Annotated in this window: 15 protein-coding genes; 7 read left to right on the forward strand and 8 right to left on the reverse strand. The window is 61.2% G+C overall.

Going from position 1 to position 15528, the window contains the following annotated elements; translation table 11 throughout:
* Window positions 1–11: 11 nt before the first annotated feature.
* The 4 genes from flgH to AB4N92_RS03925 all read right to left on the reverse strand — a co-directional run bounded on the left by flgH (window position 12) and on the right by AB4N92_RS03925 (window position 4163).
* Window positions 12–707 carry a flagellar basal body L-ring protein FlgH gene (flgH, locus tag AB4N92_RS03910; protein WP_010208725.1) on the reverse strand — a complete coding sequence of 232 codons (696 nt, stop codon included), beginning with the start codon at window positions 705–707 and terminating at the stop codon, window positions 12–14.
* A gap of 53 nt (window positions 708–760) precedes the next feature.
* Complete coding sequence (flgG, locus tag AB4N92_RS03915; RefSeq protein ID WP_005790105.1) at window positions 761–1546, reverse strand: flagellar basal-body rod protein FlgG; 786 nt, start codon at window positions 1544–1546, stop codon at window positions 761–763.
* Between the two features lie 71 nt (window positions 1547–1617).
* On the reverse strand, window positions 1618–2358 hold the full coding sequence (locus AB4N92_RS03920) for a flagellar basal body rod protein FlgF (RefSeq protein WP_010208724.1): 741 nt from the start codon (window positions 2356–2358) through the stop codon (window positions 1618–1620).
* A gap of 242 nt (window positions 2359–2600) precedes the next feature.
* Window positions 2601–4163 carry a sigma-54-dependent phenylalanine hydroxylase transcriptional regulator PhhR gene (locus AB4N92_RS03925; RefSeq protein WP_010208723.1) on the reverse strand — a complete coding sequence of 521 codons (1563 nt, stop codon included), beginning with the start codon at window positions 4161–4163 and terminating at the stop codon, window positions 2601–2603.
* A 257-nt stretch (window positions 4164–4420) separates the two neighbouring features.
* Between AB4N92_RS03925 and phhA the strand changes: the two genes are divergently transcribed.
* The 3 genes from phhA (at window position 4421) to AB4N92_RS03940 (ending at window position 6859) form a co-directional block, all read left to right on the forward strand.
* Complete coding sequence (phhA, locus tag AB4N92_RS03930) at window positions 4421–5212, forward strand: phenylalanine 4-monooxygenase (protein WP_010208722.1); 792 nt, start codon at window positions 4421–4423, stop codon at window positions 5210–5212.
* A gap of 97 nt (window positions 5213–5309) precedes the next feature.
* On the forward strand, window positions 5310–5666 hold the full coding sequence (locus AB4N92_RS03935) for a 4a-hydroxytetrahydrobiopterin dehydratase (protein ID WP_010208721.1): 357 nt from the start codon (window positions 5310–5312) through the stop codon (window positions 5664–5666).
* Complete coding sequence (locus AB4N92_RS03940) at window positions 5666–6859, forward strand: amino acid aminotransferase (RefSeq protein ID WP_010208720.1); 1194 nt, start codon at window positions 5666–5668, stop codon at window positions 6857–6859. The genes AB4N92_RS03935 and AB4N92_RS03940 overlap by 1 nt, the downstream gene beginning before the upstream one ends.
* Before the next feature lie 64 nt (window positions 6860–6923).
* Here the strand turns inward: AB4N92_RS03940 and AB4N92_RS03945 are convergent, their stop codons facing one another.
* Window positions 6924–7733, reverse strand: a complete 810-nt coding sequence (locus AB4N92_RS03945; protein WP_069673213.1) for a UDP-2,3-diacylglucosamine diphosphatase — start codon at window positions 7731–7733, stop codon at window positions 6924–6926.
* 137 nt (window positions 7734–7870) lie between these two features.
* On the opposite strand from AB4N92_RS03945, the gene AB4N92_RS03950 reads away from it, so the two are divergent.
* The 3 genes from AB4N92_RS03950 (at window position 7871) to AB4N92_RS03960 (ending at window position 10018) form a co-directional block, all read left to right on the forward strand.
* Window positions 7871–8620, forward strand: a complete 750-nt coding sequence (locus tag AB4N92_RS03950; RefSeq protein WP_044287607.1) for an AraC family transcriptional regulator — start codon at window positions 7871–7873, stop codon at window positions 8618–8620.
* A gap of 99 nt (window positions 8621–8719) precedes the next feature.
* The gene (locus AB4N92_RS03955) at window positions 8720–9604 is read left to right on the forward strand and encodes a DMT family transporter (RefSeq protein WP_021490850.1); all 885 of its coding nucleotides are present in this window, start codon (window positions 8720–8722) and stop codon (window positions 9602–9604) included.
* Between the two features lie 132 nt (window positions 9605–9736).
* On the forward strand, window positions 9737–10018 hold the full coding sequence (locus AB4N92_RS03960; protein ID WP_010208716.1) for a hypothetical protein: 282 nt from the start codon (window positions 9737–9739) through the stop codon (window positions 10016–10018).
* A gap of 41 nt (window positions 10019–10059) precedes the next feature.
* Here AB4N92_RS03960 and AB4N92_RS03965 read toward each other — a convergent pair whose 3' ends face one another.
* The gene (locus AB4N92_RS03965; protein ID WP_021490851.1) at window positions 10060–10347 is read right to left on the reverse strand and encodes an Rdx family protein; all 288 of its coding nucleotides are present in this window, start codon (window positions 10345–10347) and stop codon (window positions 10060–10062) included.
* 84 nt (window positions 10348–10431) lie between these two features.
* Here AB4N92_RS03965 and AB4N92_RS03970 point away from each other — a divergent pair, with 84 nt between their 5' ends.
* On the forward strand, window positions 10432–12621 hold the full coding sequence (locus AB4N92_RS03970; protein ID WP_236266896.1) for a patatin-like phospholipase family protein: 2190 nt from the start codon (window positions 10432–10434) through the stop codon (window positions 12619–12621).
* Between the two features lie 61 nt (window positions 12622–12682).
* Here AB4N92_RS03970 and AB4N92_RS03975 read toward each other — a convergent pair whose 3' ends face one another.
* Window positions 12683–13117 carry a MarR family transcriptional regulator gene (locus tag AB4N92_RS03975; protein ID WP_010208708.1) on the reverse strand — a complete coding sequence of 145 codons (435 nt, stop codon included), beginning with the start codon at window positions 13115–13117 and terminating at the stop codon, window positions 12683–12685.
* 121 nt (window positions 13118–13238) lie between these two features.
* Window positions 13239–15365, reverse strand: a complete 2127-nt coding sequence (gene recQ / locus AB4N92_RS03980) for a DNA helicase RecQ (RefSeq protein ID WP_021490852.1) — start codon at window positions 15363–15365, stop codon at window positions 13239–13241.
* Window positions 15366–15528 lie beyond the last annotated feature (163 nt).

Genomic DNA, 15528 nt, shown 5'->3' on the forward strand with positions numbered 1-15528 from the left:
AAAGTGGCCACCTAGAAAGGGAACAGCGGGCTAAGGAAGAAACGGTCGAACCAGCCTGGCTGGCTCGCATCGGCAAAGGCGCCCGTGCCGGAATAAGTGATGCGTGCATCGGCAATCCGCGTGGACGGCACGGTGTTGTCGGTGGAGATGTCATCGGCACGGACCATGCCGGCAATGCGCACCAGCTCGTCGCCGGTGTTGAGGGTCATCCACTTTTCACCGCGTACGGCGATGATGCCGTTGGGCAGTACATCGGCCACGGTCACGGTGATCGAACCGGTCAGGCTGTTGCCCTGCCCCGCTGCACTCTTGCCGTTGGTGGCACGGTCACCGCTGTAGCCGGCGCTGAGGCTCAGGTCGCCATCACCCAATGGGTTGTTGACGTTGGGCACAGCGCCGAACAACGACGTCAGACCGATACCAGCCTTGCTGGTCTTGCCGACTTGAGAGTTGGCGTTCTTGCTGGCCTGGGTGCGCTCGTTCAGGGTGATGGTGATGATGTCACCGACCCGGAACGCCTTGCGGTCGCTGTACAGGTTCTGTTCGAAGCCGGCCTGATAGATCGAACCATTGTTGGCAGCCGCTGGCAACGGCGTACGTGGCAACACCGGCGCGTAGTACGGGTCATTGGGTTTTGGCGTCGGGGCGACACAGCCCGCGAGCACGGCAATCCCACTCAATGCCAGAACGGAAACATAGCGATTCATGACCCTTACCTCACGGTGTTGCAGGCGCCCTCAAGAGCGCCCCATAGACTTGATTACAGATTCTGCGTTACGAACGAAAGCATCTGGTCGGCGGTGGAAATCACCTTGGAGTTCATCTCGTAGGCGCGCTGGGTGGTGATCATGTTGACCATCTCCTCAACCGTGCTCACGTTGGACGTTTCCAGGGTGCTTTGCAGCGTCGTGCCGAAACCGTTCAAGCCAGGCGTACCGATTTGCGGCGCGCCGCTGGAGGCGGTTTCCAGGAACAGGTTGTTACCCATGGCTTGCAGGCCGGCCGGGTTGATGAAGTCGGCGGTCTGCAGGTTGCCGATCACTTGCGACGCCGGGTTGCCGGCCACGGTGATGGACACAGTGCCGTCGTTGCCGACGGTGAACGTCTTGGCGTCAGCAGGAACAACCACGGCCGGCTCCAGGGCGAAACCGTTGGCGGTGACGATCTGGCCGTTGGAGTCCAGGTGGAAAGTACCGTCACGGGTGTAGGAAGTCGTGCCGTCTGGCTGCAGGATCTGGAAGAAGCCACGGCCGTTGATGGCCATGTCCAGCGGCTGGCCGGTCTGTTGCAGGTTACCGGCGCTGAAGTTCTTCTGGGTGCCGACGATCTGCACACCGGTACCCAATTGCAGGCCCGACGGCAGTTCGCTGTCCTGGGTCGACTGGGCGCCTGGTTGCTTCTTGATCTGATAAAGCAAGTCCTGGAACTCGGCGCGGTCACGTTTGAAACCCGTGGTCGACACGTTGGCCAGGTTGTTGGAAATGGTGGTCAGGTTGGTGTCCTGGGCGGACAGACCTGTTTTGGCAACCCATAGAGCCGGAAGCATGCTGTTCTCCTTCGTGCGCCTGTTTGTTGGCGCTGCGCTGCGAAATTAGTCGTGGTTCAGTGACGCGGCTATCAGCTCATCTGCATGACGCGAGTCATGGCCTGATCGTCTTCCTTAGCGCTGTTCATCATCTTGATGTGCAGCTCGAACTGTTTGGAAAGCGCCAGCACCGCGGTCATTTCTTCCACGGCATTGACGTTGCTCGCCTGCAGGAAACCCGAGGTCAGCTTGACGTTCGCGTCGGCTTGGGCTGGCTGGCCATCCTTGGTGTGGATGGTGCCGTCCAGGCCTTTATTCATGTTCTTCAGGTCAGGCTGGACCAGCTTGATGCGGTCCACTTCAGCCATCACCCGCGGGCCCTCGCCCATGGCACGGATACTGATGGTGCCGTCGGAACCCACTTCGATCTTCTGCTGCGGCGGCACGGCAATCGGACCACCGTTACCCATGATCGGCATACCGTTGCCGGCGCGCAGCACGCCCAATGCATCGACGTTCATGCTCGCGCTGCGCACGTAAGCTTCGCCGCCGTCCGGAGTCTGCACGGCCATCCAGCCATCGCCATTGACGGCAACGTCCAGGTCACGGCCGGTCTCGATCATGGCGCCGGGGGTGAAGTCAGTGGCTGGGCGTTCGGTCATGGCAAACGCCCGCGCCGGAAAGCTGTCACCGAACACCGGCATCGAACGCGCCTGCTCCAGGTCACGTTGGAAACCATTGGTGGAAATGTTCGCCAGGTTGTTGGCATGGGCCTTCTGCGCCAGAGCATTCTGGCTGGCGCCGGTCATTGCCACATAAAGGTACTTGTCCACGCTCTTTCCTCTTTCTGACGGACGCTTGCCGCCCACCGCTGTACTGATGAGGCTTAAGCAATTTGCGAACCAACTTTTAAAAAGACGATGAAGTGCAGGCGGGGCGGGGGTTTGCGCTGAGGCGTGATGATTTCGTGATTGGGCGCGAGTCGAAAAAACGGCGGACTACTGCCGCTAACGGCAAACCCCGGTCGTATTAGCGACAAAGATCAAATGTGTGTCGACCTAGGAGTGTCAGACAATCACTTGTCAGCCTTGAGAATTTCGTAATCACGCAACTTATTGGCGATGGTGGTGTGGGACACCCCCAGGCGCTTGCCCAACTGTCGGCTGCTGGAATGCTCGGCGTACAAGGCTTCCAACACCGCCTTCTCGAAGCGGCCGACGATGTCCTCCAGGCCGCCCTCCAAGGAAAAATCGCCAAGCGGCTGACGCACGCCATAATCCGGCAAGCGGATATGCTCGACCTTCACCGTCCCGCCCTCGCACAACGACACCGCCTGGAACAGCACGTTTTCCAGTTGCCGCACATTGCCTGGCCAGTGGTAGTGGCTCAGGCGATCCATCGCAGCCGGCGCCAGCTTCGGCAGGGGGCAGCCGATCTGCCGGCTGGCCTGGTCGAGAAAGTGATCCACCAAGGGCGCCAGCCCGTCGAGGCATTCGCGCAGGGGCGGGATATGCAGGGACAACACATTGAGGCGGTGGTAGAGGTCCTGACGGAATTCGCCACGGGCGCACAGCTCGGACAAGTCCACCTGCGTGGCGCAGATCACGCGCACGTCCAGGTAGACCTCTTCATCGCTGCCTACGCGACGGAAGCAACCGTCCTGCAGGAAGCGCAGCAATTTCACCTGCAAGCGTGCGCTCATTTCTCCGACACCATCGAGAAACAACGTCCCCCCCGCCGTCAGCTCCAACAGCCCCAACTTGCCTTCGGCGCGTGCGCCTTCGAACGCGCCGGGGCCGTAGCCGAACAGCTCGGTCTCGGCCATCGACTCGGGCAGGCCCGCGCAGTTGAGCGCCATCAACGGCGATTGCCCACGTGGGCTGGCCAAGTGACAGGCACGCGCCAGCAGTTCCTTGCCAGTGCCGGTTTCGCCTTCTATTAATAGAGGCGCATCCAGCGGCGCCATGCGTCGGGCTTCGCGTACCACGGCGGCCATGACCTTGGAGCTTTGGAAGATGCTGTCAAAGCCGCGCAGTTCCTGCTTGCGCACGTTGTAGATGCGCTCACCGACGCGGTCAGCGCGGTGCAGGGTCAGCACGGCACCGGCCATGGCTTCGCTGTCGTCATGTTCGGAGGATTGCAGCGGCGCGATATCCGCCAGGAACACGTCGCCCTTGACCTTGACCCGCAGGCCGTTGATCCGCGATTTGCTGGCGCGGACCAGTTCGGGCAGATCAAAGTCCTCGGCGTAGCGCGACAGCGGAATCCCCGGCACCTCGTCCACACGCACCCCGAGCAACTGCGCCGCCGCGCGGTTGGCGGCGACAATCGAGCCGCCCATATCGATGGACAACACCGGAAACTCCAAGGCACCAAGCAGCGCATTGAGCTCCATATGCCGACGCTCGCTGGGCATCAGCCCTACCCTTTTGACACCAAAGACCCCGGCAATCGCCTCGAACTGCGGGCGCAACGCCTGGAATTGCATGTTCACCAGGTTCGGGCAAAACAGGTAGATGGCATTGCCATGCTCACCGCCCACCTCGCCCTTGGCGACGTTGACGCCATACTCCACAAGCAGGTTGAGGATGTCCCGCAGGATGCCGATGCGGTTCTGGCAGTGCACTTTGATACGCATGAAGAGGCCCGAAAAGTGGGGAGGCGCCGCGTGTTTTTGTCGCTGGGCGCAGATAGTCGTCAAGATTATGTGACAGCCTGCGGGCTTTTCACAGCCCAGCACAACGGCCAACCCCACAAGCGTAACGAATACTTTACGAAAAGCGGTAACTTTTCCTACCTGTGGCCGCTTTAAACAGATGGAATCTGGCCGCGCACGGGGTATCAATAAGCTCATCGCAGGACATAACAAGAACGAATGCCTAGCAGGAGAGCCGTATGAAGCAGACGCAATACGTGGCCCGCGAGCCCGATGCGCAAGGTTTTATCCACTACTCGCAGGAAGAACATGCGGTGTGGAACACCCTGATCACTCGCCAGTTGAAAGTGATCGAGGGTCGCGCCTGCCAGGAATACCTGGATGGCATCGACAAGCTCGGCCTGCCCCACGATCGTATTCCGCAACTGGGTGAAATCAACAAGGTGCTGGCCGAGACCACTGGTTGGCAGGTCGCCCGTGTGCCGGCGCTGATCCCCTTCCAGACGTTCTTCGAATTACTCGCCAGCAAACAGTTTCCGGTGGCGACATTTATCCGCACCCGCGAAGAACTGGACTATCTGCAAGAGCCGGACATTTTTCACGAGATCTTCGGCCACTGCCCGCTGCTGACCAACCCTTGGTTTGCTGAATTCACCCACACCTACGGCAAGCTCGGCCTGGCGGCCACCAAGGAGCAACGGGTGTACCTGGCGCGCCTGTACTGGATGACCATCGAGTTCGGCCTGGTGGACACGCCCGAAGGTCGACGCATCTACGGTGGCGGCATTCTGTCGTCGCCCAAGGAGACGGTGTACAGCCTGTCGTCCGAGCCCGAGCATCAAGTGTTCGACCCGCTGGAAGCGATGCGCACGCCGTATCGCATCGACATTCTGCAACCGCTGTATTTCGTGCTGCCTGACCTCAAGCGCCTGTTTGAAGTGGCGCAGGAGGACATCATGGGCATGGTGGAGCGTGGCATGCAGTTGGGTCTGCACGCACCGAAGTTTCCGCCCAAGCCCAAGGCGGCGTGAACCTTACATCTTGAGGCCAGGTGAGTCTGTTCCCTGGCCGCGCGTTGCTTTAGGGTGACGCTACTGATCTTCAAACACTCGAATTCAGGACACCACCATGACCACGTTGAACCAAGCCCATTGCGAAGCCTGCCGCGCCGATGCCCCACAAGTCAGCGATGAAGAATTGCCGGTGCTGCTCAAGCAGATCCCCGACTGGAACATCGAAGTCCGCGACGGCGTGATGCAACTGGAAAAGGTTTTCCTGTTCAAGAACTTCAAATTCGCCCTGGCCTTTACCAACGCCATGGGTGAAATCTCCGAAGCCGAAGGCCATCACCCGGGCCTGCTCACCGAATGGGGCAAAGTCACCGTGACCTGGTGGAGCCACTCCATCAAAGGCCTGCACCGCAACGACTTCATCATGGCCGCGCGCACCGACGAAGTGGCCAAGGACGCTGAGGGCCGCAAGTAATGCATTTCGATGCCATTGGCCGCGTGCCCGGCGACCCGATCCTCGGGCTGATGGACCTGTACGCCCAGGACACCAACCCGAACAAATTCGACCTGGGCGTGGGCGTCTATAAGGACGATCAGGGCCTGACGCCGATTCCGCACTCGGTCAAGTTGGCCGAGCAACGCCTGGTGGACACGCAAACCACCAAGACCTACATCGGCGGCCACGGTAATGCGGCCTTCGGCAAGCTGATCAGCGAGCTGGTGCTCGGTGCCGATTCGACATTGATTCGCGAGCGCCGCGCCGGCGCCACCCAGACCCCAGGCGGCACTGGCGCCCTGCGCCTGAGCGCCGACTTCATTGCGCACAACCTGCCGGGCCGTGGCGTGTGGCTGAGCAATCCGACCTGGCCGATCCACGAAACTATCTTTGCCAAGGCTGGCATTCCAGTCAGTCATTACCCGTACGTGGGCGCTGACAACCGCCTGGACGTGGCGGCGATGCTCGCCACCTTGTCCACAGTGCCCAAGGGCGATGTCGTGCTGCTGCACGCCTGCTGCCACAACCCGACGGGTTTCGACCTGTCCCAGGACGATTGGCGCCAGGTACTGCAGATCGTGCGCGAGCGCCAGCTGCTGCCGCTGATCGACTTCGCCTACCAGGGCTTTGGCGACGGCTTGGAGCAGGATGCTTGGGCGGTGCGGCTGTTTGCGGCGGAGCTGCCGGAAGTGCTGGTGACCAGTTCGTGCTCGAAGAACTTCGGCTTGTACAGCGACCGCGTCGGCGCGTTGATCGTGTGTGCGGCGGATGCCGAGAAGCTGACGGATGTACGCAGCCAGCTTGCCAACACGGCGCGTAACCTGTGGTCGACGCCGCCGGACCATGGTGCTGCGGTGGTGGCGACCATCCTGGGTGATGCCGAGCTGAAAAAGCGGTGGAGCGACGAGGTTGAAGCCATGCGTTCGCGAATCGCCCACCTGCGTTCGGGGCTGGTGGAGGCGTTGGCGCCACACGGCTTGTCGGCGCGGTTCGCGCATATCGGGGCGCAGCGCGGGATGTTTTCCTACACCGGCTTGAGTGCCGAACAGGTGAAGCAACTGCGCGAGAAACACAGCGTGTATATGGTGAGTTCGGGACGGGCCAACGTGGCCGGCATCGATGCGACACGCCTGACATTGCTGGCCAAAGCCATCGCCGACGTTTCCAACTGAGAAACCGGGACCCCATGTGGGAGCTGGCTTGCCATCTCCCACATTGCTTGGCTGTGTGAATCCTCTAGCCCGCAACCATCTCAGCTTTTAGCAGTGCTGCTTTCGCTTGCGCATCCGCCAACCGATACAACTCGATACTCCCATCCCAGTGCTCGATCAACGCCGTGCACGACTCCACCCAATCCCCACAATTGAGGTAATCCACCTCGCCCACCTTGCGAATCTCCGCATGGTGGATATGCCCGCAGACCACGCCGTGCAGCTTACGTTTGGTCACTTCATGGGCGATGGCTTCTTCGAAATCGCTGATGAAGTTCACCGCCGTCTTGACCTTGTGCTTGAGGTACGCCGACAGCGACCAATAGCCATAGCCATAGCGCGCACGCCAGTGGTTCAGCCAGCGGTTCAGCGTGAGGGTGAACTCGTAGGCCGAGTCACCAAGGAACGCCAGCCAGCGGTGGTAACGGGTGATCACGTCAAACTGATCGCCATGAATCACCAACAGATGCCGGCCATCGGCAGTCACGTGTACCGCTTCGTCCACCAATTGGATGTTGCCCAGGATCAGCTTGGAATAACGACGCAGGAATTCATCATGGTTGCCGGTGACGTAGATCACTTCGGTACCGCGCTTGGCCATGGTCAGCAGGCGGCGGATCACGTTGGTGTGGGCCTGGGGCCAATACATGCCGCCACGCAGTTTCCAGCCGTCGATGATGTCACCGACCAGGTAGACCTTGTCGGCGTGATAACCCTTGAGGAACTGCGACAAATGTTCGGCCTGGCAATCCCGGGTGCCCAGGTGCACATCGGATATCCACAGGGTACGAACCCGTTGCTTGCGGCTGGGCTTGGCGAACTCGGCACTGGTCATGGGCATCCCTCGACGGTGTTTTCGCGAGCTTGCACCCTGGCGATTAATAGCCCATGACAACGATGCGTCAGTCTGATGACAGCGCTCAGTGCCCGCAAAGCGTTGTAGACTGCCCGCTTGCCGCCCAGGAGACCGCAATGGGACCCGCCCTCACCCTACGCCACTACGTCGAAGCGCCCCTCGCCCACAGCCATGACCATGCGCAATTGGTGTTCGGCCTGTCCGGGCATCTGGACCTGGAAGTGAACGGCCGTGGCAGCCAGGTGCGCGAAAGCAGCGTGATGGTGCTGCCCTTCTCCGCCCACCATGCGTGCTGCAGTCGCGATGGCAGCCGCTGCCTGGTGCTGGATGTGCCCACCGAGCACTGGGTGCTGCAATCGCTGGGGGAACACGCCGATGCCAGTCGCCGCCTGCTGGATCAACCGGCGCGGCTGACCCTGGACTCACGGCAGCACCAACTGGTGCAATGGCTGGCGCACAGCCCGGTGCATGACCCGCTGATCGTCCAGCAAGGTGCGATCCTGCTAATGGCCAGTCTCAATCATCCGCCAGCCCAACCGGCGCTGGGCCGGCGTTTGCCGTACGCGGCGTTCAACGCGCATATCGAGCGCCATGTTGCACACCCGCTGCAGGTGGCCGACCTGGCGCGCATCGCCGACCTGTCGGTGCCGCGCTTGCATGCACGCTTCATGGCGGAATGCGGGCAGACGCCGATGGACTATATCCGTAGCCGTCGCCTGCAAATGGCTTTGGACCTGCTGCGCAAAACCCCGTTGCCCATCGGCGAAATCGCTGAGCGCGTCGGCTATACCTCGCAAAGTGCATTTGCGGCGGCGATGCTGCGTGAGTTTGGCGCCTCCCCGGGTGCTTTGCGACGCAACGCGTAGCGAGAGCCTCGCGATAAAAATCGCGAGCCGAGCGACAGACACCTGTACTGGCGAGCCACTAGACTGCGCTTCTGTCACCCGTTTTATTCAAGGATCGCAATGACTCCCCGCTCAGCCCTCGGCGCCCTGCATATCGGCGCACTGATGTTTGGCCTCACCGGCGTATTCGGCAAACTGGCCGCCGCCTCGCCGGCCGTCATCGTCTTTGGCCGCGCCGCGTTTGCCGTGGTTGCCCTGGCGGTGTTTGCACGGTTCGCCAGCAACACCGCCTGGAAAACGCTGGAGCTGCGTGACTGGCGCCGGCTACTGGTCAGCGGTGTATTACTGGCGGCGCATTGGGTGACGTTCTTTATAGCGGTGAAGGTGGCCGGCGTGGCCGTCGCGACCCTGGGCTTCACCGCGTTCCCGGCCTTTACCGTGATCCTCGAAGGGTTGATCTTCCGCGAGCGCATCCGGGCTAACGAAGTGATGCTAGTGGCGCTGGTCAGCGTCGGCCTGGTGCTGGTGACCCCGGACTTCAACCTCGCCAGCGAAGCCACCAGCGGGTTGCTCTGGGGGATCGCCTCGGGGTTGCTGTTTTCGCTGCTGTCGCTGAACAACCGCGCCAGTTCCGGGCGCATCCCGGCGGTGCAGGCAGCGCTGTGCCAGAACGTGGTGGTCGCGGTGTGCCTGTTGCCCGTCGCGGCCCCGGCGCTGGCGGATGTCAGGGCGATTGACTGGCTGTGGATCGGCCTGCTCGGCGTGTTCTGCACCGGCCTGGCCCACAGCCTGTTTGTCGCCAGCCTCGCAGTGATCAAGGCACGCACTGCTTCGGTGGTGTTTGCCATGGAGCCGGTCTACGGCATCACCGCGGCCTGGCTGCTGTTTGCCGAAACCCCGACGTTGCGCATGCTGCTGGGGGGCGCGCTGATCATTGTCGCCATTGTGCTGTCCGGCCTGATGGGCAGCGCCAGCCAAGCCAAACAGCCCGCTGTAACGGTCTGATCTATACTTTAAATATCCGCAACAGTGAGTAGTCGTTCAACGGATAACCGACAGCTCGACGACAGCCTGGGTATTCTCTGAAGTTGCTGCACGCGAGTGGTCAAAAACTCAACGCGATGCGGGAGCTTTACTATGGAAATGTTCATCAGTTTGTTGGTGCAGATTATCAGCGGGGCCGTCGGCGGCAACATTGCAGGAATGACCAAACAGAGCCTGGGGACCGGGCTCAATACCGTTATCGGTGGTGTAGGCGGACTGGTGCTGGGTCAGCTTGTCGCGGCACTGACGGGCACCTCCGGCGGCGAGGCGCTGGATGTGGCGGCGGTCGGCAGCAATATTGTTGGCGGTGGCGTCGGTGGGCTGTTGCTGACCTGGCTTATTGGCTTCATCAAACAAAAGATGGCGGCCAAATAACGCTGCACCACAAGGTCACCGCCCTCATCAGGTGGTGACTTTCACTGCGTACGATCGTTGTGCCCCAGGTCACGCTGCGGGTCTATCCGGTCGCGTACACGCTGCTTCAGCACTTTGGCTTCAGGAAAGCCACCATCAGCCTTACGTTCCCAGATCTGCACGCCGTCGCAGGTGATGCGAAACGCGCCACCGGTGGCCGGCTCCAGCGACACTTTCCCCAGGTCATCGGCAAACGTACTCAACAATTCCTGCGCCAGCCAGGCGGCGCGCAGCAGCCACTGGCACTGGGTGCAATAGGTGATGACGATCTCGGGTTTGATCGAAGACATAATTTGAGAGGTTCCAGGCGTAACGGGCTCGGCGGATCGAGTGGCTATAATACCGGCCTTTATCGCCCAGCCTAGAGATTCATGATGCGCCGCCTGCTGTCCTGCCTGTTTCTGTGCCTGATCCCTCTTCTAGCCGACGCCGTTGAACCGCCACGTCCGAAAATCGGCCTGGTGCTGTCCGGCGGCGCCGCCCGTGGCTTGGCCCATATCGGCGTGCTCAAGGCGCTGGAAGAGCAAGGCATCCAGATCGACGCGATTGCCGGCACCAGCATGGGCGCGGTGATCGGCGGGCTGTACGCGTCGGGCTACAAGATCGATGAGCTGGAAAAACTGGCGCTGAGCATCGACTGGCAACAGGCGCTGTCCGACGCACCGCCCCGGGAAGACGTGCCGTTCCGGCGCAAGCAGGATGACCGAGATTTCCTGGTCAAGCAGAAACTCAGCTTCCGCGACGACGGCAGCCTGGGTCTGCCACTGGGCGTGATCCAGGGCCAGAACCTGGCGCTGCTGCTGGAAAGCATGTTCGCCCACAGCAGCAACACGCGTAACTTCGACAAGCTGCCGATCCCCTTCCGCGCCGTGGCGACTGATATCACCACCGGCGAGAAGGTGGTGTTCCGCAAGGGTCACCTCCCCCAGGTAATCCGCGCCAGCATGTCGATCCCGGCGGTATTCGCGCCAGTGGAACTGGACGGCCGGCTGCTGGTGGACGGCGGCATGACCGACAACATCCCGCTGGATGTGGCGCGTGAAATGGGCGTGGATATCGCCATCGTCGTCGACATCGGCACCCCGCTGCGTTCGCGCAAGCAACTGGCGACGGTGGTGGACGTACTCAACCAGTCGATCACCCTGATGACCCGGCGTAATTCCGAAGAACAACTCAAGGCCCTGCACCCCAAGGACGTGCTGATCCAGCCCCCCCTCGCCGCCTACGGCGTGACTGACTTCGGCCGCGCCAAAGACATGATCGATGCCGGCTACCGCGCCACCCGCGCCCGTGATGCCCGCCTGGCCCACGTGCGCCCTGCCGAGCCGATCGACCCGCAATTGGTGGCCGCCCGTGCACCCGGCGAACGCACACCAGTGATCACCGCCATCAACGTGGAAAACGACTCGAAAGTCAGCGACGACGTGATCCGCTACTACATCCGCCAACCCCTGGGCGAACCGCTGAACCTGGGCCGCCTGCAAACGGACATGGGCACCCTTTACGGCCTGGACTATTTTGAGCAGGTGCAATACCGCGTGGTGAAAAAGGGTCAAGACAATACCCTGGTGATCAGTGCGCGCGGCAAACGCAGCGGCACCGACTACCTGCGACTGGGGTTGAACCTGTCGGATGACATGCGTGGCGACAGCGCTTTCAACCTCGGCGCGAGCTACCGCATGAATGGTATCAACCGCCTCGGCGCCGAATGGCTGACGCGGGTACAGATCGGTGATCGCCAAGAGCTGTACAGCGAGTTCTATCAGCCGATGGACACCGGTTCGCGTTACTTTGTCGCGCCGTATATCAGCGCCCAGGCTCAGAACGTCGAGCTGATCCTGGACAACGACCCCATCTCCGAATACCGCCTGGAACGCTACGGCTTCGGCTTGAACGTCGGACGACAGATCGGCAACAGCGGCGAAATCCGCTTTGGCGTCGGCGAAGCCTGGGGTAAGGCGGATGTGCGCATCGGCGACCGGGATCTGCCCAGTGTAAGTTTCAGCGAAGGCTTCTATGAGCTGAAGTACTCCTTCGATTCCCTGGATAACGTGTACTTCCCCCATACCGGTGAAGACATCGGCCTGGCCTACCGCGAGTTCGAACCTGGGCTGGGCTCGGACCAGCGCTACCGCCAGTGGGAGTTCAAGCTCGACAAAGCCATGAGCCACGGCCCGGATACCCTGGTGCTGGGCGGGCGCTACGGGCGTACCCTGGATGATTCGGACGTGGTGATTTCCAGCTTCCTGCTGGGCGGTGCGCGACAGTTGTCGGGCTTCCGCCAGGACGCAATCTCAGGCCAGAACATCAGCCTGATGCGCGCGGTGTACTACCGCAGGCTCACGCCGCGTTCGTACCTGCCGCTGGATTTCCCGCTGTACCTAGGCGCGTCACTGGAGCGCGGCCGGGCGTGGAACAACGACAATGAATTCGACAGCGGGTATATCAATGCGGCGAGTATTTTCCTGGGGTTCGATACACCGCTGGGGCCACTGAATTTCAGCTATGGGTTCAATGATGATAATCAGAAGGCGGTGTACCTGAACCTGGGGCAGACGTTCTAAAGGCTTACGCTGAACCCGATGTGGGAACGGGCTTTTGTGGTGAGCCCGCCCAGTGGTTTCTTCAGGACTTTTCGAGATTCGACAGGATGTGTGCATGCACGCGCATGCACACGCTCAAATCAGCTTCATCCACACCCACAAACAGCTCATGCCGCAGGGCGGTAGCGATGGTTTCAATCTGTTCGATCAAGGGACGGGCGGTGTCACACAACAAGATACGCTTGGCACGACGGTCTTCCACCACGGCCTGGCGTTGCACCAGGCCCTGACCTTCCAGACTGTCCAGCAGCCGGGCCAGTGTCGGCCCTTCTACCCCGACGCTTTGCGCCAGCTCACGTTGGGTGGGTGCCTCTTCGAAACGGGCCAGGTGCAACAGCACCAGCCAGCGCGCCTGGGACAGGCCAAGCCCGGCCAGGCGGCGGTCCAACTCGGCGCGCCAACCACGGGACATTTGCGCCAATTGCATGCCAAATCGGTGTTGATCGGTTAACGGCATAAAAAACTCATGTTTTAGACTGAAAATAAAGTGTGGCTAATTATTAGTCAGCTAAGCATGAGCTTTGCCCGTAGGCAAGAGTTGCTATGTACTGATTCGTTACATTGTCGCAATTGGCGCACTAAATTTCGAATTCAGACTGCAAAGCCGCCCGCACGCAGTACAAAACACCTTCCGGAACACGCCCGGTAAACAGCGGGGCAATCTCCGCCACAGGTGGCAATTCGCCCTCTCCGTCCAAGAACGCGTCTTGGATTTCACCGAGCAGATCCTCTGGCAAATCAAGGGCCTGCTCCAACGACAGTTGCTGCTTGCCAATGGATTCGGCAAGCAAGGTGTAGACGTTCTTCTCCGAGCACTGCAACTGACCGGCGATCTGGACCGGGGTCATACCGGCGCGTGCCAGGCTGATCAGTTCGTGGCGGATATCGGCGACTTCCTTTGGCGCCTCGGCCTGGCCGCCGAGCACTTCGAGGAAGGCCTGGCCGTAACGCTCCAGCTTGCGCGCGCCCACCCCACTGACCCGCGCCATCTCGGCCATGCTGGTGGGCTGCTCGCGCAGCATCTCCAGCAAGGTGGAGTCGGGGAAAATAACGTACGGCGGCACGCTGTGTTCCTGCGCCAGTTTGCGTCGCAGGGTGCGCAAGGCTTCCCACTGTTCGCGTTCTTCGCCACGCACCAACTGGCTGGCCTGGCTGGTGCTGCTCTTGGCGGTGGTTTGCGGCTTGAGGTCGCGGCGCAGCTCCAGGCTGACTTCGCCCTTGAGCAACGGCCGGCAGCTGTCATTCAGACGTAGGCCGCCAAACCCCTCGATATCGATGTCCACCAGGCCACGCGCCACCATCTGCCGGAACAACGAGCGCCACTCACCTTCGGCGCGGGCCTTGCCGACGCCGTAGACCGAGAGTTTTTCGTGGCCGAAGCTGCGCACCTTCTCGTTGTCCTTGCCCAGCAACACGTCCACCAGGTGACCGACGCCGTAACGCTGACCGGTGCGGTAGATAGCGGACAAGCCTTGGCGCGCCGGCTCAGTGGCATCCCAGGTCTGCACGCCGTCGACACAGTTGTCGCAATGGCCACAGGGTTCGGGCATGTCTTCATCGAAATACGCCAGCAAGGTCTGGCGGCGGCAGCGGGTCTCCTCACACAGCGAGAGCATCGCGTCGAGCTTGTGTTGCTCCAGGCGCTTGTGGCGCTCGTCGCCCTCGGAATTCTGCAGCATCTGCTTGAGCATCACCACGTCCTGCAGGCCGTAGACCATCCACGCATCCGCCGGCAAACCATCACGGCCGGCACGCCCGGTTTCCTGGTAGTAGGCCTCAAGGGATTTGGGCAGGTCCATGTGCGCGACGAATCGCACGTTGGACTTGTCGATGCCCATGCCGAACGCGATGGTGGCCACCATGATCAGGCCTTCCTCGTTGAGGAAGCGCTTCTGGTGGTAGGCACGCAGGTCATTCGGCAGGCCGGCGTGATACGGCAGCGCCGGGTAGCCTTGCTCACAGAGAAACGCGGCGACTTCATCGACCTTCTTGCGCGACAGGCAATAGACGATGCCCGCATCGCTGCGTCGCTCCGAGAGGAACGCCAGCAACTGCTTGCGCGGCTGCTCCTTGGGCACGATGCGGTAGAAAATATTCGGCCGGTCAAAGCTCGACAGGAAGCGCTCGGCGTTCTGCAGGTGCAGGCGCTCGACGATTTCTTCGCGGGTACGCTTATCAGCGGTGGCGGTCAGGGCAATGCGCGGCACATCGGGAAACAGCTCGGCCAATTGACCCAGTTGCAAATACTCACGGCGAAAGTCATGACCCCATTGGGATACACAGTGGGCTTCGTCGATGGCGAACAGGGCGATTTCCAGGCTCTGCAAAAAAGCCAGCATGCGCGGCTGCACCAGACGCTCGGGGGCCAGGTACAGCATCTTCACTTCACCGCGCTTGATACGCGCCGCCAAGTCGCGCTGCTGCTCGGCACTGAGGGTAGAGTTCAACGAAGCAGCGGCGACACCGAGCTCTTCAAGGGTCGCCACCTGGTCGTCCATCAACGCGATCAACGGCGACACCACCACCGCCAGGCCATTGCGCAACAGCGCCGGCACCTGGAAGCACAACGACTTGCCGCCGCCGGTAGGCATCAGGACCAGGGCGTCACCGCCGCTGGCCACGCGCTCAATGATCGCACCCTGGCGGCCACGAAAACTGTCGTAGCCGAAGATGTCCTTGAGGACGCGTTGTGCCTGCTCGAGCATGTAAAACTCCAAAATAGTGCCGAAATCCCTCTGTACAGGCTGGCCGAAAAAATGCGCTTTCACGGGAAAAAATCCGTAAGCGAAGTTTTCGCGGACTGGCGCTTGGCCTGCAAGGGCATCACAAAACGCGGCAGTATACCCGAGCGCTACCTGGCAAAGGGCG

Source organism: Pseudomonas sp. S3_A09, assembly GCF_054668065.1.